Consider the following 19,323-nt stretch of genomic DNA (forward strand, 5'->3'; position numbering starts at 1 on the left):
GACGGCACTCGGCCGGGGCGCGGTCATTTCACCCGCCTTGCCAGGCGATCGGTATCGCCGGAATGCACCAGATCGGGCACCTGTGGCGTCTAGCGTCCCGGGGTATGGGTGTGACGGACCGGCCGACGGGTTTCCCGCAGCGGTGGTGGCGTGCCCTTGAACGGCACCCTCCACCAGTCCCCGGCCTGGCCGGGGACCGCTGGCGCAGTCCGCTGCGCGGCCCGTGGCTCACCGCCGTCTACGGTGCCGGGCTCCTCGTCGGGCTGCCGCTGGTGATCATCACCGGGCTGCTCGACTACGCCGCCTACGGCCCCCAGTTCGATCAGGCGCTCCCCCGCGAGGTGGGTTGGTTACGGCTGCCGCCGTTCGACTGGCCGACTCGGCCGTCCTGGCTGTTCCGGGTCACTCAGGGGCTGCACGTGACGCTCGGCATCATCCTGATCCCCGTGGTGCTGGGGAAGCTGTGGTCGGTGATCCCGAAGCTCTTCAGCTGGCCACCGGCCCGCTCCCTGGCCCAGGTGCTCGAACGACTGTCCCTGCTGCTGCTGGTCGGCGGCATCCTCTTCGAGATCGCGACCGGCCTGCTCAACATCCAGTACGCGTACCTGTTCGGCTTCGACTTCTACACCGCGCACTACTTCGGAGCCTGGGTCTTCATCGCGGCGTTCGTGGCACACGTGACGCTGAAACTGCCCCGGATGGTCAGCGCACTCCGATCCCGGCCGGCCCTGCGGGACCGCAAACCACCCGGGCAGAGCGAGCCGCTACGGGCCGAGCTGCGTACCCCGCTGGCCGCGACCCGGCCCGAGCCACCCGATCCGGACGACCTGGTGGCCACCGCACCCGGCGCGCCGACGATGAGCCGACGCGGCGCGATAGCCCTGGTCGGCGGCCTGTCCCTGCTGCTCGGCGCCCTCACGATCGGGCAGAGCCTCGACGGGCGCTGGCGCCGCACCGCGCTGCTGCTGCCCCGCGGACGTCAGCCCGGCACCGGACCGAACGGCTTCCCGATCAACCGCACCGCCGCCGCGGCAGGCATCCAACCGGACGAGACCGGGCAACGATGGCGACTGACCGTGCGCGGCGGCGACCGCCTCGTCACCCTCGACCGTCCCGGCCTGCTCGCGATGGGCCAGCACACCGCCCGCCTGCCGATCGCCTGCGTGGAGGGGTGGTCGACACGACAAGCCTGGTCAGGTGTACGACTGCGCGACCTCGCCGCCCTGGTCGGTGTGGACGATCCGGCGTCGGCGCAGGTGCGGTCACTGGAGAAGGCCGGGTTGTTCAACCAGGCGATCCTCCAGGCCAACCAGGTGGTCGACACCGACTCCCTGCTCGCTCTGCGGGTCAACGGTGTCGACCTCTCGGCCGACCACGGCTTCCCCGCCCGGGTGATCGTCCCCGCCCTGCCCGGCGTGCACTGCACGAAATGGGTCACCGAGGTCACCTTCCGGACCGACGCCGATGGGTGAGCCTCTCCCCCGATTCCGAGCGGCCTACGGATCGTCCCTCCAGCACCTGGTCCTCCTGATCGTCTGCTTCACCCTCACCGGCTGGGTCGCGCTCCGCATCGCCGAAGAGGCCACGGCTGGCCGAATGCTGCTCTGGTTCGTCGGCGCGGCCGTCGCCCACGACCTCGTCCTCTTTCCGATCTACGCGTCGGCCGACCGGGTGCTGCGCGCCGCGCTCGGGCGCTCCGGCTCCGCCGGCCCGGATGGCCGATCGCCGGCCGCACACCACCGGATACCGGGCAGCGCGGGGCAGCCGTCACCGTTGAATCACATCCGGGTGCCGGCACTCGCCACCGGGCTGCTGTTCCTGGTGTATCTCCCCGGCATCCTGCGGCAGGGCCAGGAAACCTATCTCGCCGCCACCGGTCAGAACCAGCATCCGTACCTGGCCCGCTGGCTGGTAGTCACCGCCGCGCTGTTCCTGGTCAGCGGCGTCTGGTACCTCGTGCGGCAGATCCGCTGGCGACGGGTCGGCGGGTCGACGCGTTGAACGGGTGATCCCCCGCCGCTGTCCGCAGGAAGGCACGAGCATGACCAGGTACGCGGAACTGCCCCAGGCCGAGGTGGGGGTGATCGGTGGCAGTGGCCTCTACCACCTGGTAGCCGGCGGTACGGCGGTCGACGTCTCCACACCGTACGGCCGCCCGTCCGACCCGGTCACCGTCGGCACCGTCGGTCGCCGCTCGGTGGCGTTCCTGCCGCGGCACGGCGCCGACCACCGCTTCCCCCCGCACCGCATCAACTACCGGGCCAACCTCTGGGCACTGCGCGCGCTCGGGGTACGCCAGATCCTCGCACCCTGCGCCGTCGGATCCCTCACCACGGAACTGGCCCCCGGGGCGCTCGTCCTCCCCGACCAGATGGTCGACCGGACCAGCGGACGTGCCTGCACCTACTTCGACGACGGTGCGGTGCACACGTCGTTCGCCGACCCGTACTGCCCGAACGGGCGCACGACTGTCGCCGCCGCCCGTCATGTCGGGTTCGAAGCCGTCGTCGGCGCCACCATGGTGGTGGTGGAAGGGCCGCGCTTCTCCACGCGAGCGGAGTCACAGTGGTACGCCCGCCAGGGCTGGCAACTGATCAACATGACCGGGCACCCAGAAGCGATCCTCGCCCGTGAACTGGAGCTGTGCTACACCCCTATCGCCCTGGTCACCGACCTCGACGCCGGAGTCGACGCGGCCGGTGCGGTCAGCCACGCCGAGGTGCTGCGCATCTTCGCCGCGAACGTCGAGCGACTACGTGAGGTGCTCTACCAGGCCATTCCGGCACTGCCGCCCGACCCGTCCACCTGCGCCTGCGGGCGAGGCCACGAGGACGTCCCGCTCCCGATCACCTTGCCCTGACACACGGTGAAGGACGGGTGAAGGACAAACAGCTCGCAGCCTGTCGCCAGCGCGCCGCCGTCCCGATCGCCGCCGCCGTCGGTGGGGTGACCGTCCCCGCCGTGTTGTACCTGGTGATCAACCTCGCCGCGGGCGAGGGCGACGGCAGGGGGCTGGGCGATCCCGACCGCCACCGATATCGCGTTCGCCCTGGCCGTGCTCGCGGTGATCGGCCGCTTCCTGCCACACGCCGGGGAGTTGGCATTCGGGATCGGCAGTGAACGCGACGACCACGTCAAGGTCGCCGTACTGGCCGGTTCTCTGACCCCGCGCTGCTGGCAGCGGTCATCCTGCGGCTTCGCAACCGCACCTACCGGCGGATCCACGACGCCGAGACCGCCGACGCCAACCGTGACAACATCCCGGACGTCTACCAACAGGACACCCCCGACGTGCGGCGGAACGCCTGAGCGCAACCCGCATCCCTCCTCAACTCTGAAGGTCGCGTCGCCGATAGCCAATGACACCGGCCACGCACAGGGCAACGCCCAGCGTGATCATGATCAGCGTGCTGGTCCAGTCGACCGCGGTCAGCGGGACCGGCGCCAGGTGGGCGAACGGCGAGAGTCCGCGAACCCAGCCGGGTGCGCCGACGCTGTCGGCGATCACCAGGAGCAGGAACCCCCCGGCCGCGGGCAACGATCCGGCGAAGGCCGCCGCCCGCGGCGCCCAGCCGGCGGCGAGAGTGGCCGCGCCGAGACTGAGCAGCACGACCGGCAGCGTGTTCCAGGCCCCACCCAATGCCGCCAACAAGCTGAGATCACCCCCGGTCGCGGCGATGCCCGCCCAGACGGCGAACCCGGCGACACACACCAAGGCGATCGCACCTGCGGCCGCGGCGGCGATCTCCGCAGCGAGCAGCCGGGACCGGGTGACCGGCTGGGCGGTCAGCAACGTGAGAATGCGGCTGTTCTCCGCCGCGACGAAAGCGGACACGCGGACCGCCGTGAACCCGCCGACGGGCAACGCGAGTAACGCGAACAGGGTCGCGGCGAACCCCTCGACCGCACCGAGCGCGGCGAACCCGGCACGCGCCGCCTCCTCGGCGAGGGCCGGATTGTCGCTCAGGAACTCGGTGACCGACACCGTGGTGAAGCCGATGAGCAGGTAGTAGGCACCGACGCCCACCGCCCAGCCGGTGAGGGGCCGCAGCATGCGCCGCACCGCGAACGCTCCCACGCCGGACAGCAGCATCAGCCGTGGGCGGCGGCCGGCAGCGACCGCGATCAGACCGCCACGCACATCCCGGCGGCCAGCGGCGGCAACCGCCGCGCCGGCCAGCAACACCGCCGCGGCCAGCAGAATCAGCAGCGGCATGACCTGGTTCCGCGCGTACGGTTCGCTGAGAGCGAGCAGCCCGAACGGTGACAGCCAGCGCAACCACCCAAGTCCGGTGAGGCCGTCGCCGACCATGCGCGTCAGCAGGGCGGCACCGAGCACCGCCACGGCGGTTCCCGTCGCGGCCGTTCGCGTTGGGAACACCTGCGCGGCCAGCCCGGCGACGGCGACGAAGAACAACCCGAGCACACCGACACCGGCGCCGTGCACGGCGGCGCCGTGCACGGCGGCGCCGGCCGAATCGGTACCGGCCAGCAGCAACACCACGGTCACGGCGACGCCCGCGGCGACCGGAACAACCATCACGGCGCCCAAATGGCGGGCCACCGCCTCTCGTAGCGGCACCCGTCCCGCCAGCAGCACGTCCCACCGGCCGGCGTCCTCCTCACCCCGGGTGATGCGGGTGGTGGCCAGGATCGCCCAGACGGCGAGGAGGACAGCGAGAAAGGTGCCGACCCGCCACACCGTGAATCCGCCAGCCTGATCGAGGGCGATCGGTTCGCCGAACAGGGTCCGGATGGCCGGGTTGGCCGCGAGCGCGGCGATGCTACCCGCCGCGGCGGGATCCGCCATGACGCTGGTGTACGTACTTGCGACAAGTGCCGGTAGGGCGGCGACGAGCACCAGCACGATCAGGCCGCTGCGGCGTAGCTGCCGCACCGCCAGCCTGGTGACGGCTCTGCCGGGGAGGGCCGGCACGCTGAGTCCGACGGCGGACGGGACCGTCCTGGTGATCATCGGATGCTCTCCGCAGTGCCGTAGTAGTCGAGGAAGATCTCCTCAAGGTTCGGTTCGCGGATTGCCAACGCGGTGACCTCGGCCGTGGCGAGCGCCCGCAACGCCGGCGCCGGCGACCCGATGAGCGAGAACCGTAGTCGCCCGGGACTGACCTGCTCGACCGCGTCGACGCCAGGGACCAGATCAAGACCTGGCGGCGGTACGCCGATGTACGACACGGTCACCTCGGCGCGATGCAGACCCCGCAACTGCTCGATGGTGGCGATCTCGACGAGCCGGCCGGCCCGCAGGATCGCGACACGGTCACAGACCGCCTCGACCTCGGCCAACTGGTGCGAGCTGAGAAACACGGTCTGCCCACGGTCACGGGCCTCGGCGACAGCGAGCCGGAACTCGCGCTCCATCAGCGGATCGAGGCCACTGGTCGGCTCGTCCAGGATCAGCAGCGGCGCCCGCGTCGCGAACGCCGCGACGAGCGCCACCTTCTGCCGGTTCCCCGTCGAGTAGGCACGGGCCGGCTTGCTGGTATCGAGCGCGAACCGTCGCACCAACTCATCGCGGTACGCCAGGTCGACGCCCGGCCCGGTACGCGCCTGCAGGTGCAGGATCTCCGCGCCGGTCAGCTGCGGCCACAACGCCACATCGGCCGGCACGTACGCCAACGACCGATGCGCCCGTGCGACATCCGCCGCGTCGCTGTCGAACACCCAGGCACGCCCCGCCGTGGCACGGAACTGCCCCAGCAGCAGGCGGATGGTGGTCGACTTGCCCGCGCCGTTCGGACCGAGAAACCCGAACACCTCACCAGCGGGCACCTCAAGGCACAGGTCGTCGAGAGCCGTGAAACGGCCGTACCGTTTGGTCAGATTGATGGCACGCAACGCGAGATCGTTCATGGCGGAAGTCCTCACCGGTCGACACGGATATGACCGCCGACCAGACTTCCCGGCACACCAGAGCCCACCGTACTCCCGCATCCACCCGGCAGGAAGCCACCGCGTGGACACTCAGGACGGTCCCGGACGCTCAACGAGGCTCATCCCGATCGCGGGGGTTCATCCAGTAGCAGCCGCAGTATCGACCACGCCGTGCAGGAGCACGTCGACCAGCGTCTCGACCCGGGTCTCCGCATCACCGGGTGCTCCTCGCCGGCCCATGAGAATGCCGAGGAAGATGGCGGCGAGTTGTTCGACCGGCAGTCGCAGTACGGCCCGGTCGGGTTCCAGTAGTCGGATCACCGCCTGGTGGGTGCGCTCGGTCGCTGTTGCTCGACCCCCGGTCGCACTGCGATCAGCTGGCTCGCGTCGCTCACCTCGCCGGCCGCTGCCGTGCACGGCGCCGATCACCGCACCCATCCGATCCAGGTAGGCGTGCAGGGTCGCTGCCGCCTCGGTCAGTCTGGCCGCCAACGGCTGATCCAACGGCACGGCGTCAAGTTCCGCCAGCACATGGTCGTTGCGCAGGGCAGCGGAGACGCAGGCGTCCAACAGTTCGTCCTTGTCGGCGAAGGCACGAAAGATCGTGGCCTCGCCGATCCCGGCCGCCTTCGCGATCTGCAGTGTGGTGACCGCGGAGCCGTGCTCGACCAGCAGTGGCAGCGCAGTAGCCACGATCATCTCGCGTCGGTGTTCGGTACTCATTCCCGGCGCTCTGCGCCGGGTGGGCATCTCAGTCATACCGAAAAAGGTACGGAGTGAAGACTCACTCCGTCAACGGGAATTGTGGTGGCTGCCCTAGATCGTGCCTGATCCGGTCGACCCGCCGCCTTCGGACCCCGCGATCGTGCTCGTCATCGCACAACCGGATCCTGCGGGTCACAACTGCCCATACGTTCAACAGCTTCGATGAGGCTGCGAAGCGCGAGTCGGTGTTCTATCCCCTGGTGTTGCGACAGCAGATCGACATGCAGGGCACGGCGCGCCCTCCTGCGGGCTTGATCGCCGCTGGCTGAGGCGACAGGGGTGTCCTGACCGACCCGACGCTGGGCCGCCATCGCACAGACCTATGGCAAGACGTGACCGCCATCGCCGGACTCGATCGCCGGCAACCCACACTGGAGCTCACTCATCAGGACCCCGGATGCTCGAGCTCCTGCTCGCCTTCAGTAAGCCCACGTGGACCGGCGACAAGGAGTAGCCCATCCGGGCGCCGTCCCGGACGGCCTACCCGATCGAAGGAGATGCCATCCATGCCAGCCTTCCGTACGGCCGTCTGCGCAGCACTGCTGACGATCATCGGGCTGACCGCTGCCGGTTGCGGTGACAACAGTCAGTCCGGTGACAGTCCGGTGGGCACACGATCTACATCAACATCGCCCGGCAGCCCACCGCGGCAGCCGAGCGACACCGACGCCAGAGCCCAGGAGGAACAGATGAAGATCCGCATCACCATCGGCGATCAGCGCTTCCCGGCCACCCTCTTCGACAGCGCCGCCGGCCGCGACCTCATCGCCCTGCTTCCCCTGACCATTGCCATGACCGACCACGGTTCGGTGGAGAAGACCGGCCCACTGCCCTCACCACTGCGACTGGACGGCCAACCCGACGGCGCCGATCCCGACGTCGGAGATGTCGGCTACTACGCACCTGGCAACGATCTTGTCCTCTACTACGGCGATCAGTCGTATTACCCCGGCATCGTGATCATCGGACGTCTGGACGGCGACGCCGCCAGCCGGATCGCCGACATGGACGGTGCCATCACCGCGACTGTCGAAGTCCACGCCGATTGAGGCCAAACCCAAGCCGCACGAGCATGTGCTGGCGGATCTGTTCGAGGTCAGCCTCTGCGGGGCGGCTTCGAGCAGGATGTTGACCGCGTCGCGCAGCAGCCGCAGCGCGCGTGGGGCGATGACGGCCATGCCACCGGGTTGCACATCGACAGACTCGAACAGACGCCGGACGCCTTCGACGAAGGCGTAGACGCCCATCCCGGCCAGGATCAGGCCGTTGACGGCGGCGGCGAGGATCTCCGCGCGTGCCCAGCCGAAGGTGCGCCGCCCCGGTCGCCGAGCGGGCTGCGCGCATGGCCGCGCCGAGGGCGCGGGCGCCAGCGTCAGCGTCAGCGTCAGCGTCAGCGTCAGCGTCAGCGTCAGCGTCAGCGTCAGCGTCAGCATCAGCGTCAGCGAGGACGTGCCCGGCGTCGGCGAGCGGCGCGAGGCTGCCGGTGATGACTGCGCCGACGACAATTCGTTCGAGCCTCGTCACGGTCCGTGCTCAATAGTTCAGCGTCTTATTTATTCACTGACTGATGTACTGTCTGGTGGTGGAGACTCTGACGCACGGACAGGTTCTGGCCCGCTTCGGTCACGCCCTGTCCGACCCGGTCCGCGCCGGGCTCCTCCTCGCCCTGCGCGAGGGGCCCGGCTACCCGGCCGACCTCGCCGACCTGCTGGGCACGAGCCGACAGAACCTGTCCAACCACCTGGCGTGCCTGCGGGGCTGCGGCCTCGTCGTCGCAGTACCGGAGGGCCGCCGCAGCCGCTACGAACTGGCTGACGCCCGACTCGCGCACGCCCTCGGAGACCTCCTCGGTCTGGTCCTGGCCGTCGACCCGGCCGTCTGCCCGGCCGCCGAAGCCGAGGGGTGCTGCTGATGAACGCGCCACTTCCGCTGATCTCGGTTGGCCCGACACCGGCCCGCCGCGCGACCCTGATCCGGCGGGTGCGCCTGTTCGTCGCCGCGACTATCACCTACAACGTGATCGAGGCGGTCATCGCCATCAGCGCCGGGAGGATGGCATCCTCGACCGCGCTGATCGGGTTCGGGCTCGACTCCGTCATCGAGGTGGCTTCCGCCGCCGCAGTCGCCTGGCAGTTCTCCGGCCCTGACCACGAACGCCGGGAACGCGCCGCGCTGCGGATCATCGCGCTGTCGTTCTTCGCCCTCGCCGCGTACGTGTCCGTCGAGTCGGTGCGCGCGCTCGTCGGCGCGGACCGCGCAGAACACTCCACGATCGGCCTGGTCCTGGCCGCGGTGTCCCTGGCCGTGATGCCGGTCCTGTCGGCCGCGCAACGTCGTGCGGGACGCGAACTCGGGTCGGCCTCCGCCGTCGCGGACTCCAAACAGACCCTGCTGTGCACGTACCTCTCGGCGGTGCTGCTGGTCGGGCTCGCGGTCAACTCGCTGTTCGGCTGGTGGTGGGCCGACCCGGCCGCCGCCTTGATCATCGCCGCGGTCGCGGTCAAGGAAGGCCGCGAAGCCTGGCGCGGCGACACCTGCTGCACCCCCGGCGCAGCGCTGCGCTCCCCCGCCCTAGGCGCTGACGCCAGCGAATGCACCGACGGGTGCTGCACCACGGACAACCGCTGAGCGGACCTGCGGACGCGGCAAATTCCTTCGGCCACCGCCGGAACTGCTGAGCGACGAGCCCAGACGCGGCGGACGGGCTAGATGTACCGCCCAGGCAGGTCGGTCAACCTGGCCATGAGTGTCGGCCGTCATTTCCGCGGATCTCGGCGTAGGCGACGCGGAAGTAATACGTCGATGACCACCGGCCCCATAGGTTTCGTTCAATCGTGCCGTCCCGGCCACCCGCGATGTGATGGTCGTTACAGCGGATGCACCGATTCGTCGCTGTCGACGGCGGTGGCGGCCCAGGAGGCGAGAAGAGCCAGCGCCTGGGCGGTCGGTGAGGCCGGCTCGGCGGCGTAGATGGTCAGGGTGAGATCCGGCTCGGCGCGCAGGTCCATGCTCTCGTACGCCAGGGTGAGCTCGCCGACGACGTGGTGGTGGAACTGTTTGGTGCCCGTGCCGTGGGTGCGCACGTTGTGGGCGCCCCAGCGGCGGCGGAAGTCGTCGCTGCGGGTGGACAACTCGCCGACCAGGTCGTGTAGGCCCTTGTCGTGTGGGTCCTTGCCGGCCGCGGTGCGCAGGTTCGCGACGGTCATGTCGGCGGCGAGATTCCAGTCGGGGTAGAAGCGACGGGCAGCGCTGTCGAGGAACGTGAACCGGCCGAAGTTGGGCACGTTCGTCGGGTCGGTGTAGACGTCGCTGTACATGGCTCGGCCGAGGTGGTTGGCGGCGAGCAGGTCCTGCCGGTTGTTGACCAGGATCGCCGGGGTAGTGATGGCGTCGAGCGACCACTGCAGGCTGGGACGGGCGCTCGACTGCTTCGGGCGGCGGCTCGGCCGCAGCAACGCGTTGCTGCCGTTCGCCTCCTGGGCGAGTCGGAGCAGGTGAGTCCGTTCGGCGTCGTCGAGTCGCAACGCGCGGGCGATCGCGTCCAGCACGCTGGCGGAGACACCGGCCAGCTGACCGCGTTCGAGTTTGGCGTAGTACTCGACGCTCATCCCGGCCAGCGCGGCGACTTCGCTGCGCCGTAGCCCTGGCACCCGGCGCTGCCCTGCGGTCGGGATCCCGGCCTGCTCCGGGGTGATCTTGGCGCGGCGGGTGGTGAGGAACTCGCGTGCTTCGACTCGGTTGTCCACGACTTCGACGATACGACGGGCGGCGGTGAGGTGGGATGTACTGCTGGTACACCCATCGTCAGGGCCTTTCCTGGGTGCGGCGCGCGAGATGTGCTTGATGCATGACCGCGGTATCAACCACCCGGCGGGACGAGGCGTCCCCGCTCACGTCCGCCACCGGAGCCAGTGTCGTTCCCGACCCGGTACGCCGCCAGGCCCGGATCACCTCCGCCCTGGTCGCGACCGTGATCTTCCTGACCGCGATCGCCCCGCTGGCCACCGACATGTACGTGCCAGCGTTCCCCCGCGTCGCTGGGGAACTGTCGGCGTCCGCGACGCAGGTGCAACTCACCCTGACCACGTTCTTCGTCGGCATGGCGCTGGGCCAGTTGATCGGCGGGCCGGTCTCCGACCAGCGCGGCCGGCGCCGGCCGCTGATCGCCGCGATCGTGCTGATGAGCGTTGCCTCGGTCGTCTGTGCTCTCGCCCCGTCCATCGGCGTGATGATGGTCGCCCGGCTCGTGCAGGGCTTCAGTGGCGGCTGGGCGATGGTGATCGGCCGGGCGGTGATCGTCGACCTGGCATCCGGCGCCCGGCTGGTCCGCCTGCTGAACGTGATCGCCGGTGTCGGCGGCGTCGCCCCGATCGCCGGGCCGCTGCTGGGCGCGGTCATCCTGCAGGTGTCGCACTGGCGCGTGTCGTTCTGGGTTGTCGCGGCCCTGGGTGTGGTGATGACGTTGGCGGTGCTGCTCGCCGTGCCGGAGTCGCTGCCGGTCGGACGCCGCCACGGCGGCGGCCTGCGGGCGTTCGCCGTCGCTGGGCGGCAGGTCCTCGCTCGGCGCCGTTACGTCGGATACCTGCTGGTCAGCGGCTCAGCGATGGGTGCCCTGTTTGCGTACGTCGCCACCTCGGCGTTCGTCTTGCAGTCGATGAACGGAATGTCGCCAACCGCGTACTCGGTCGACTTCGCCGTCAACGCTGGCGGCATGACGGTGGCGGCTCTGATCGCCGCTCGGCTGGCCGGGCGGGTCGCCACCCGCAAGGTCATTCTCGTCGGCCAGGTCGCGGCCCTCGCCGCGGGTGTGGCGATGCTCGTCGGCGCGCTGTGGTTCGGCACACCGATGCTGCTCGCGGTGGTGTGCTTCCTTGTGCTGATGAGCGCCCAAGGCCTCATCGGCCCCAACGGCGGTGCCCTCGCCTCCGCGGAGGTGCCCGAGCATCCCGGTACCGGTTCGGCGATTCTCGGGTTCGTCCAGTGGGTCGCCGCCGGGATCATCGCCCCGATCGCCGGGCTCGGCGGCGAGCACACCGCCGTGCCGATGGCACTGCTCATGGTCGCCGGCGCGGCGCTCTCGATGATCGGCCTGCTCGTGCTGGCCCGCCCGGAAAAGACAGAGCACGTAGTACACCCATTGGCAGAGACTCGCAGCGCCGCCGCACCTGTGGTGAGGTGCGGGTAGGTCAGCATCACGTCACCGGAGGACATCATCTTCACCGTCAACGCCATCGCCGCGCCTTCTGCCACCGAACCGCTCGTGCGTACCACGATCGAACGGCGGGACCTGGGCCCGCACGATGTTCTCATCGAGATCCGCTACGCCGGCATCTGCCACTCCGACATCCACACCGTGCGCGGCGACTGGGGCACAGTTCCCTACCCGCTCACCGTCGGCCACGAGATCGTCGGCCGGATCACCGAGGTCGGCGCCGACGTCACCCGCCACGCCGTCGGCGACCGTGCCGGTGTCGGCTGCATGGTCAACTCGTGTCGCGAGTGCGAGAACTGCCGCACCGGAAACGAGCAGTACTGCCTCAAGGGCAACACCCAGACGTACGCCGGCGTCGACCGGGACGGCACCGTGACCCAGGGCGGGTACTCGACCCACGTCGTCGTGAACGAGGACTTCGTGCTGCGGGTGCCGGAGAGCATCCCGTACGAGGCGGCAGCGCCGATGCTGTGCGCGGGCATCACCACGTACTCTCCGTTGGCATACTGGAACGCCGGCCCCGGCAAGAAGGTCGCCGTGGTGGGCCTGGGTGGTCTGGGCCACATGGCCGTCAAGATCGCCGCGGCGATGGGCGCCGAGGTGACGGTGCTGTCGCAGACGCTGGGCAAGAAGGACGACGGCCTGCGCTTCGGAGCCGAGCACTACCACGCCACCAAGGACCCGGCCACGTTCGAGGCGCTCAAGAACAGCTTCGACCTGATCATCAACACGGCCAGCGCACCGGTCGACATGGCCAGCTACCTCGGTCTGCTGCGTCTGGACGGCACGCTTGTCAGCGTGGGTGCCCCGGCGGAGCCGCTGCCGGTGCCCGTCTTCGCGCTGTTCGGCAACCGACGGTCATTCGCCGGCTCCAGCATCGGCAGCATCGCCGAGACGCAGGAGATGCTGGACTTCTGCGCCGAGCGCGGCATCGCCCCCGAGGTCGAAGTCATCGGTGCCGAGGCAGTCAACGACGCGTACGAACGGGTACTCGCCTCGGACGTGCGATACCGGTTCGTCATCGACATCGACACCCTGCGCTGATCTTCTCCCGGGTGCCAGGGCCCGCCGAACGGCGGGCCCTTCTTGATCCACGACCAGGCGTGAACGGCAGGAAGGCGACTCCGGTCCGCCTTCCTGGTGGGCTCGTCAAGAGCCGGCTACTCGTCGAGCAGGCTCAGGAGGCTGGCCGGAAACCTATGGGCCGGTGGACTTCGACAACCCGCGGCAGGTGGCGTTGCTGGACCTGCTCGGCGCGCACTCCCGCCGGGAGGTGTCCCGAGCCCGGCATCGCACCACTGCGGCCATGCGCGCTCAGGCGGAGTTGCAGGGCCGACATCTCGGCGGCGGGCCACCCTACGGCTACCGGCTCGCCGACGCCGGCCCTGCGCCCACGCAACCTGGGGACGCGCCTGCACCGCTTGGAGCCCGACCATGCCACCGCACCCCACGTCCGGTGGATCTTCGAGCAGCGCCTTGCCGGCCGGAGCGTGGCCAGCATCGCCCGTGCCCTCAACGACACCGGCGTCCCGTGCCCGTCCGGCGCCGACCCAGCGCGTAACCCCCACCGCAGCGGCCGCCAGTGGATGCTCACCGCTGTCGCGGCGATCCTGGCCAACCCCCGTTACACCGGGCGGCAGGTCTGGAACCGTCAACGCACCGACCGTGATGCCCTCCCTGACGAGGGAACCTTCGATCGACACCACGAGATCCAACGGTGGAGCGCCTCCACCGACTGGGTCATCTCCCGCGAGATCGCGCATGATCCGCTGGTCAGCGAAGAACACTTCGTCGCCGTCCAGGCAATCCACAGCGCACCGACCCCAGCCGACGGCCTCCCCCGCCGCTATGTGTTGGCCGGACTGATCTGCTGCGGCGTGTGCGCCAACTACGGTGATAGTTCTGGTCACTGCATCTCGCGGGACTGGCTAAGGCCGACGGGGCCGCTGACGATTCAGGCATGTCTGCGTCAACTCTCGCCCGAGGTGTCGCGGTGGGGGATCCGTCGGTCCTGTTCCGGGGCGCCGTGTCCGTTCAGCCGGGTCCGCCCGGTCCCGATGGGCGGCCGTTGTGGTGGGCGCCGTGGCGGGTGCCTTATGAGGAAGCTGAGCTGCATCTGCCGGAAGGTGGGGTCGGGCGGGCCGCGATGCCGTCGGGGGTCCGGATCAGCCTCCGGTCCGACAGCCGTTGGTTGCGGTGCCGGTATCAGGCCGATCCGGCGCCAGTGCTCAATGGCCCGCAGGAGCGGCCTCGGCTGGACGTACGTGTCGACGGGCGGCTGCTGAGGACGGTCCGGCTCCGCGCGGACGGCGGGGACCAGGAGTTCGAGGTTCCGCTCGGGGGTCAGCGACGTGATCGGCTGGTCGAGCTGTGGTTGCCGACGTACAACCAGTTTCGGTTGCGTCTGTTGGAGGTCGAGACCCGGTGGCAGCCGGACGAGCGGCGACGGCCTCGGTGGGTGCACTACGGCAGCTCGATCTCCCAAGGGCGTGGTGCGGCGAGTCCGAGCACTGCCTGGCATGCGTTGGTCGCGGAGTCCGCGGGCTGGGATCTGACATCGCTCGCGCTGGGCGCTGCTTGCCATATGCAACCGATGACGGCCCGGCTGATGCGTGATCTGCCCGCCGAGGTCCTGACCGCCTGTGTCGGTATCAACAGTCAGGCCTTGGGCAGCCTGGGTCCGGAGACCTTCACTGCCGCGGTGATCGGCTTCGTCCGGACGGTGCGCGAACGCCATCCCGTGACTCCACTGATGATGATGTCGACGATCTATGCTCCCGAGCGCGAGAGTGTGGCCGGGCCGTCGGGCCTGACGATCGAGGACTGCCGGGCCCGCACCGCCCGGGCCGTCGAGCTGCTGCGAGCAGCGGGGGACCTGCATGTGCACTACCTGGACGGGCTGAAGATCTTCGGCCCGTCTGACGCCGAGCTGATGCTCGAGCCGCTGTCGATCGAACGACTGCACCCCGGGCCCGCGGGCCACCACCTCTTCGCCGAGCGGTTCCTGGACCATCTCGGGATGGTGCCCAGCCTGATAGCGCGGGTATCTGCATAAGCCGGGTTCTGGCTAGCCCTGGTCAGGAGCATCACGATCGACACATCACAGTCTTCCCCGCCTGACGAAAGGAACGGCGTGTCCATCGATCATGCCCAGGTCAAGCCCGCGGGCGCGCCGGATCGGGTGCCCTGGCGGTCCTTCGCCGGCATCTACCTGGTCGTCTTCCTGATCGGGACCGAGACGTTCCTGGTGTCCCCGCTGCTGCCGACGATCGCCGAGTCCATCCAGGTCTCCGAGACCGCGGCCGCGATCACCGTGACGGCGTACACGCTCGTCTATGCGATCACCGCGCCGTTCCTGGGTGCGGTGTCCGACCGGTTCGGCCGGCAGCCGACGGTCGTCGCGGGTGCGGTGCTGTTCCTGCTCGGCAACGTGCTGGCCGCGTTGGCCGGCAACCTGGAGGTGCTGATCCTGGCGCGGGTGATCGGTGCCCTCGGCGCCGGACTGGCCGGGCCCTCGATCTGGGCGCACATCGCGGAGAGCGTGCCGGAACGACTGGTCGGTCGAGCGATCGGTGTCGGGTTGGCGTTGTTCTCGGCCGGTCAGGTTCTCGGGATCCCGATCGCCGGGTTGGTTGCGGATGTCTCGGGCTGGCGGGTCGCGTTCTGGGTGATCGCTGCCGCCTCGGTGATCACGGTGCCGTTGGTGTACCGCGAGACCCGGGGAAGCAAGCCGCGGGGCGCGACTCTCAACCTGGGCTCGGTGTTCTCGGTCTGGTCGGACAAGTTGTTGCGGCAGGCCCTCATCGTGGTGCTCTTCCTGCAAGCCGCGAACCTGGGCGCCTACACCTTCCTCGGCGTGGTGCTGCACGACCGGTTCGGGCTCTCGGTCGGTGAGCTCGGCCTGATCGGGGTTCTGGTCGGTATCGGCGGTGCAGTCGGTGCGCTGCTGGCAGGCCGGATCGGCGACGAGGCCCGCGCCAACGGCAGGCAGGACACGTTCTGGATCCCGATCTGGTCGGTGCTGCTCGGCGTGGCCGCGGTTGTGGCTGCCTTCGGCGCACCGCTGGTCGTCGCCGCGGCCGCCATCGTCATCTGGTTCGTGGCCAGTGGTGCCTTCGGCTCCAATGTCCAGACTCTGCTGCTCAATCTGCGGCCCGCACTCGGTGCGACGTCGAGTTCGTGGAACAGCGCAGTCCTGTACGCCGGAGCCGCGGGTGGCGTCGCGCTGGTCGGGCTGTTCCCGCATGTCGATGTCGGTGTCGCGGTTGTCGGCGGCGGCTTGGCTCTGATCGCGGCGGTGCTGTCGCTGCCGTTGCTGACCGCGGTCACACGGCAGGCGGCGGCTTCGTCTGAGGCTCCGGGCCGGGCGACCGAGGAGGTGGACCATGGTTACGTCTGAGGCGCCGGTGGCGAGAGTCGTCGTACCGATCGATCCCAGCCGGAGATATGCCCCGGCCTTGGATGGACTTCGGGCGGTGGCTGCCCTGCTCGTGATCGCCTTGCACGTTGGTATCTACACGGGCCAGGTTGCGTCCAGTTGGCTCGGGATCGGGACCGGCGGCCCGCTCGGACCGGTGTTGTCCCGGTTCACGGTCGGAGTGCCGATCTTCTTCGTGCTGTCCGGTCTGCTGCTGTACAGGCCGTGGGCTGACGCCGCGCTGGACAACAGGCCTCCTCCGTCGGCGCGGGTCTATCTGTGGCACCGGGCGCTCCGGATTCTTCCGGCGTACTGGCTGGTGGCGATCGTCGCACTGATCGCCTTTGCCTCGAGCACGCATGGCTCGCTGTGGCCTGTCGTGCAGACGTTGACGCTCACGCATATCTACTCGGACACGGGGATACCGCTCGGGATCACGCAGACCTGGAGCCTGGCCACCGAGGTCGCGTTCTACGCCGTGCTGCCGTTGCTTGCCGTCGTTCTGCACCGGTTGGTGGTGCAACCGGCCCGCATTCTGCTGGCCTTCGCGGTACTCGAGATCATCAACCTGGGCACGGTGGTCCTGACGCATGTGCCGTCGGCGGGCCCGTACCCGAAGCTCGCGCTCTGGCTGCCGGAGTACCTGGGCTACTTCGCCGCTGGTATCGCGCTCGCCGCCTGGTCCGCGCATCTGGCGCGAGCAGCGGAGCCGCCTGGGCTTGCCGTCCTCATCGGCCGACGCCCTTGGCTGAGCTGGGGAGTCGCGCTCGTAGCGTACGTCGCCGTGTCGACGCCATTGACCGGTACGACCGCGCGCTATCCGACGGTGGTCGAGGCATTGCTGGAGCACGTGCTCTACCTTGTGATCGCGGTCACTCTGGTCCTGCCGCTACTCTTCCGCGCTGACCACGGTCCGGCGAAACTGCTCGCCGGCCGCATTCCGAGTGCGCTCGGCCGGATCTCGTACGGGCTGTTCCTCTGGCACATGGTCGTCGTTGAGGCCTGGCTACGGATCACCGGCCAGACCGCCGGGCACGCGCAGTTCTGGATTCTGTTCCCCGTGACCGTGGTGTTCACGGTCGCCATCGCGGCGACTTCGTTCGTCCTGGTCGAGCGTCCCGTACGGCGGCTCCGCGGGCTGGTTCGAGCATGACGAGCTGGGGTGTGAACCTGCCACTGAGCGGGCTGCCGCTGACCGCGGCCCGTGAGTTGATCCAGGCGTTGCCGGATCTCGGCTACACCGATGTCTGGACCGGGGAAGGCGGTGGCACTGATGCCTTCACCCCGCTGACTGCGGCGGCCGCCTGGCAGCCGCGGTTGTCGCTCGGCACGGGCGTCGTGCCGGTCGGTACGCGCGGTCCCGGCGTACTGGCGCAGACGGTCGGAGCGCTGGCGGAGTTGACCAGCGGTGAAGTGTTGCTGGGCGTCGGCTCATCGGTGCCGGCGCATGTCACCGCGCTGAACGGCGTACCGTTCGGGCAGCCGCTCGCGCGCGTTCGTGACACGGTGCGGTTCCTGCGCCGGGCGCTGGCCGGTGAGGTCGTCTCGGCAGACTACGAGACGTTCTCAGTGCAGGGGTTCCGGCTTGACGCGAAGCCGGAACAGCGGCCGCGGGTGCTGGTGGGAGCGCTGCGGCCGAAGATGGTCCGGGTCGGCTACGAGGACGCGGACGGCGTGGTGCTGAATCTCCTCGCGGCCGCGGATCTGCCGCGGGTGCTCGAGCCGGTGCAGTCGTTGCTGCCGGGTCGAGAGACCGTGGTCAAGCTGTTCGTCTGCCCGACCGGTGACGCCGACCATGCGCGGGCTGCCGGTCGCGGTTTCCTCGGGTGGATCCTCAACCAGACGCCGTACCACGCCTTTCACAGCTGGCTGGGTCGTGGTGACGAGCTCGCTGTGTCGAAACGGGCGGCTGACGCGGGCGACCGGATCGGTGCGGGTGCGGCGATCCCCGATCACATCGTCGACGAACTCTGGATCCATGGTGACCCCGCCCGGTGTGTGGAGCGGATCACCCGCTATCTGCAGCCGGGCGTCACGCGGATCGTTCTGTATGTCGCCGGCACGCCGGAGCTGGCTCGTCGGCCGCAGAACCTGCCGCGGGTACTCGCTGATCTGCACCCGTGAACCTCCCGCCACCTCTGACGAGGGAACACATCCTTGATACCCGGCGGGCGCTCGACGAGCTGGCCCGCCGGATCGTGCCGCGGCCGGGGACCACGGTCGAAGAGGAAGTCGTCGCCGGCCGCCGGACGCTGGTGGTGCGGCCGGACACCGGACCGGTTCGGGGTACCGTGCTGCATTTCTTCGGTGGCGGCTATCGGGCAGGTTCGCCGGAGGGGGCCGTCGGGTTCGCGGCCCAGCTGGCCCACCGGGCAGGCGTGCGGGTGGCTCTGCCGTCGTACCGGCTGGCGCCCGAGGATCCGTTCCCGGCGGCGGTCGAGGACGCCGTCGCGGTGTACGACGCATTCTCGTCCCGGGACCGGATTGTCGTGTCCGGCCAGTCGGCAGGCGGAGGTCTTGCTGCTGCGGCTCTGCTCACGACCGAGTCGCCACAGCCTGCCGGCCTGGCAGTGCTCTGCGGCTGGCTGGACCTGACGCAGGCGGCGGATTCCTATCACCGGTGCGCGGCGACGGACCCGGTTTTCAGCCGGGAGGCCGCCGCCCGATCCGCAGCCTGCTACCTGAACGGCGCTGACCCTGACCACCCGGCTGCTTCACCGCTGCGAGCCTCGGACGCGCAGCTGGCGAAACTGCCGCCGACCTTCCTACAGGTCGGTGCGGACGAGGTGCTGGTCGACGACTCGCGCGCCTTCGCGCGACGGCTGGCGGATCTGGGCACCGGGGTTGTTCTGCGCAGCTGGCCGCGGGTGACCCACAGCTGGCAGTCGGCCGTGCCGCATTCGCTCGCGGTGGCGGCCATCGACGAGCTTGGAGGTTTCGTTCAAGATCGGATGGGTTCGGCAGGTGGTGTCGCGGAGTGAGACGCCGGCGTTCAATCATTCACTGCGGCTGATGATTTCCTATCGTTCTAGTATGC

General features: G+C 69.5%; 17 protein-coding genes and 3 pseudogenes. 15 read left to right on the forward strand and 5 right to left on the reverse strand.

Annotated features, from left to right (window positions below; all coding sequences use genetic code 11):
* Positions 1 to 104 precede the first annotated feature (104 nt).
* The 4 genes and pseudogenes from ACGFH8_RS02865 to ACGFH8_RS02880 form a co-directional block, all read left to right on the forward strand.
* Positions 105 to 1,472, forward strand: a complete 1,368-nt coding sequence (locus ACGFH8_RS02865) for a molybdopterin-dependent oxidoreductase (RefSeq protein ID WP_393362472.1) — start codon at positions 105 to 107, stop codon at positions 1,470 to 1,472.
* A complete protein-coding gene (locus ACGFH8_RS02870) occupies positions 1,465 to 2,001 on the forward strand; it encodes a hypothetical protein (protein ID WP_393362475.1) in 537 nt (178 codons plus the stop codon). Before ACGFH8_RS02865 ends, ACGFH8_RS02870 begins: the two co-directional genes overlap by 8 nt.
* 40 nt (positions 2,002 to 2,041) lie before the next feature.
* On the forward strand, positions 2,042 to 2,860 hold the full coding sequence (locus ACGFH8_RS02875; protein WP_393362478.1) for an S-methyl-5'-thioadenosine phosphorylase: 819 nt from the start codon (positions 2,042 to 2,044) through the stop codon (positions 2,858 to 2,860).
* A gap of 47 nt (positions 2,861 to 2,907) precedes the next feature.
* A pseudogene (locus ACGFH8_RS02880) lies at positions 2,908 to 3,086 on the forward strand (Na+/H+ antiporter NhaA); the annotation flags it as partial.
* A gap of 242 nt (positions 3,087 to 3,328) precedes the next feature.
* Here the strand turns inward: ACGFH8_RS02880 and ACGFH8_RS02885 are convergent.
* From ACGFH8_RS02885 to ACGFH8_RS02895, 3 genes are all read right to left on the reverse strand, one after another.
* Positions 3,329 to 4,975, reverse strand: a complete 1,647-nt coding sequence (locus ACGFH8_RS02885) for a hypothetical protein (protein ID WP_393362480.1) — start codon at positions 4,973 to 4,975, stop codon at positions 3,329 to 3,331.
* Positions 4,972 to 5,871, reverse strand: a complete 900-nt coding sequence (locus ACGFH8_RS02890; protein WP_393362483.1) for an ATP-binding cassette domain-containing protein — start codon at positions 5,869 to 5,871, stop codon at positions 4,972 to 4,974. Before ACGFH8_RS02890 ends, ACGFH8_RS02885 begins: the two co-directional genes overlap by 4 nt.
* 159 nt (positions 5,872 to 6,030) lie before the next feature.
* Positions 6,031 to 6,651, reverse strand: a complete 621-nt coding sequence (locus ACGFH8_RS02895) for a TetR/AcrR family transcriptional regulator (protein WP_393362486.1) — start codon at positions 6,649 to 6,651, stop codon at positions 6,031 to 6,033.
* Positions 6,652 to 7,346: 695 nt separating this feature from the next.
* On the opposite strand from ACGFH8_RS02895, the gene ACGFH8_RS02900 reads away from it, so the two are divergent.
* A complete protein-coding gene (locus tag ACGFH8_RS02900; RefSeq protein ID WP_393364440.1) occupies positions 7,347 to 7,706 on the forward strand; it encodes a cyclophilin-like fold protein in 360 nt (119 codons plus the stop codon).
* A gap of 174 nt (positions 7,707 to 7,880) precedes the next feature.
* On the opposite strand, the pseudogene ACGFH8_RS02905 reads toward ACGFH8_RS02900, so the two are convergent.
* Positions 7,881 to 8,090, reverse strand: a pseudogene (locus ACGFH8_RS02905) (hypothetical protein); the annotation flags it as partial.
* A 143-nt stretch (positions 8,091 to 8,233) separates the two neighbouring features.
* On the opposite strand from ACGFH8_RS02905, the gene ACGFH8_RS02910 reads away from it, so the two are divergent.
* Together ACGFH8_RS02910 and ACGFH8_RS02915 are read left to right on the forward strand one after the other, a co-directional pair.
* Positions 8,234 to 8,569, forward strand: a complete 336-nt coding sequence (locus ACGFH8_RS02910; RefSeq protein ID WP_393364442.1) for an ArsR/SmtB family transcription factor — start codon at positions 8,234 to 8,236, stop codon at positions 8,567 to 8,569.
* On the forward strand, positions 8,569 to 9,285 hold the full coding sequence (locus ACGFH8_RS02915) for a cation transporter (RefSeq protein ID WP_393362488.1): 717 nt from the start codon (positions 8,569 to 8,571) through the stop codon (positions 9,283 to 9,285). The genes ACGFH8_RS02910 and ACGFH8_RS02915 overlap by 1 nt, the downstream gene beginning before the upstream one ends.
* Before the next feature lie 239 nt (positions 9,286 to 9,524).
* Here the strand turns inward: ACGFH8_RS02915 and ACGFH8_RS02920 are convergent, their stop codons facing one another.
* Positions 9,525 to 10,403 (reverse strand): helix-turn-helix transcriptional regulator, encoded by an 879-nt coding sequence (locus tag ACGFH8_RS02920; protein ID WP_393362491.1) that lies wholly within the window; start codon positions 10,401 to 10,403, stop codon positions 9,525 to 9,527.
* A gap of 101 nt (positions 10,404 to 10,504) precedes the next feature.
* Here ACGFH8_RS02920 and ACGFH8_RS02925 point away from each other — a divergent pair, with 101 nt between their 5' ends.
* From ACGFH8_RS02925 to ACGFH8_RS02960, 8 genes and pseudogenes are all read left to right on the forward strand, one after another.
* The gene (locus ACGFH8_RS02925) at positions 10,505 to 11,842 is read left to right on the forward strand and encodes a multidrug effflux MFS transporter (RefSeq protein WP_393362494.1); all 1,338 of its coding nucleotides are present in this window, start codon (positions 10,505 to 10,507) and stop codon (positions 11,840 to 11,842) included.
* A gap of 27 nt (positions 11,843 to 11,869) precedes the next feature.
* Positions 11,870 to 12,913: an NAD(P)-dependent alcohol dehydrogenase gene (locus ACGFH8_RS02930; RefSeq protein ID WP_393364445.1), complete on the forward strand. Its 1,044-nt coding sequence runs from the start codon at positions 11,870 to 11,872 to the stop codon at positions 12,911 to 12,913.
* A gap of 155 nt (positions 12,914 to 13,068) precedes the next feature.
* Positions 13,069 to 13,665: pseudogene (locus tag ACGFH8_RS02935) on the forward strand (recombinase family protein); the annotation flags it as partial.
* Between the two features lie 197 nt (positions 13,666 to 13,862).
* Positions 13,863 to 14,924: a GDSL-type esterase/lipase family protein gene (locus ACGFH8_RS02940; RefSeq protein ID WP_393362497.1), complete on the forward strand. Its 1,062-nt coding sequence runs from the start codon at positions 13,863 to 13,865 to the stop codon at positions 14,922 to 14,924.
* 78 nt (positions 14,925 to 15,002) lie between these two features.
* Entirely contained in the window at positions 15,003 to 16,268 is a 1,266-nt protein-coding gene (locus ACGFH8_RS02945) for an MFS transporter (RefSeq protein ID WP_393362499.1), read from the forward strand.
* The gene (locus ACGFH8_RS02950; protein WP_393362501.1) at positions 16,255 to 17,439 is read left to right on the forward strand and encodes an acyltransferase family protein; all 1,185 of its coding nucleotides are present in this window, start codon (positions 16,255 to 16,257) and stop codon (positions 17,437 to 17,439) included. Before ACGFH8_RS02945 ends, ACGFH8_RS02950 begins: the two co-directional genes overlap by 14 nt.
* Positions 17,440 to 17,450: 11 nt before the next feature.
* Positions 17,451 to 18,410, forward strand: coding sequence for an LLM class F420-dependent oxidoreductase (locus ACGFH8_RS02955; RefSeq protein ID WP_393362504.1), 960 nt, complete (start codon positions 17,451 to 17,453; stop codon positions 18,408 to 18,410).
* Complete coding sequence (locus tag ACGFH8_RS02960) at positions 18,407 to 19,267, forward strand: alpha/beta hydrolase fold domain-containing protein (RefSeq protein WP_393362506.1); 861 nt, start codon at positions 18,407 to 18,409, stop codon at positions 19,265 to 19,267. Before ACGFH8_RS02955 ends, ACGFH8_RS02960 begins: the two co-directional genes overlap by 4 nt.
* Positions 19,268 to 19,323: the final 56 nt, after the last annotated feature.

Source organism: Micromonospora sp. NPDC049175, from assembly GCF_043197345.1.
GTDB lineage: Bacteria > Actinomycetota > Actinomycetes > Mycobacteriales > Micromonosporaceae > Micromonospora.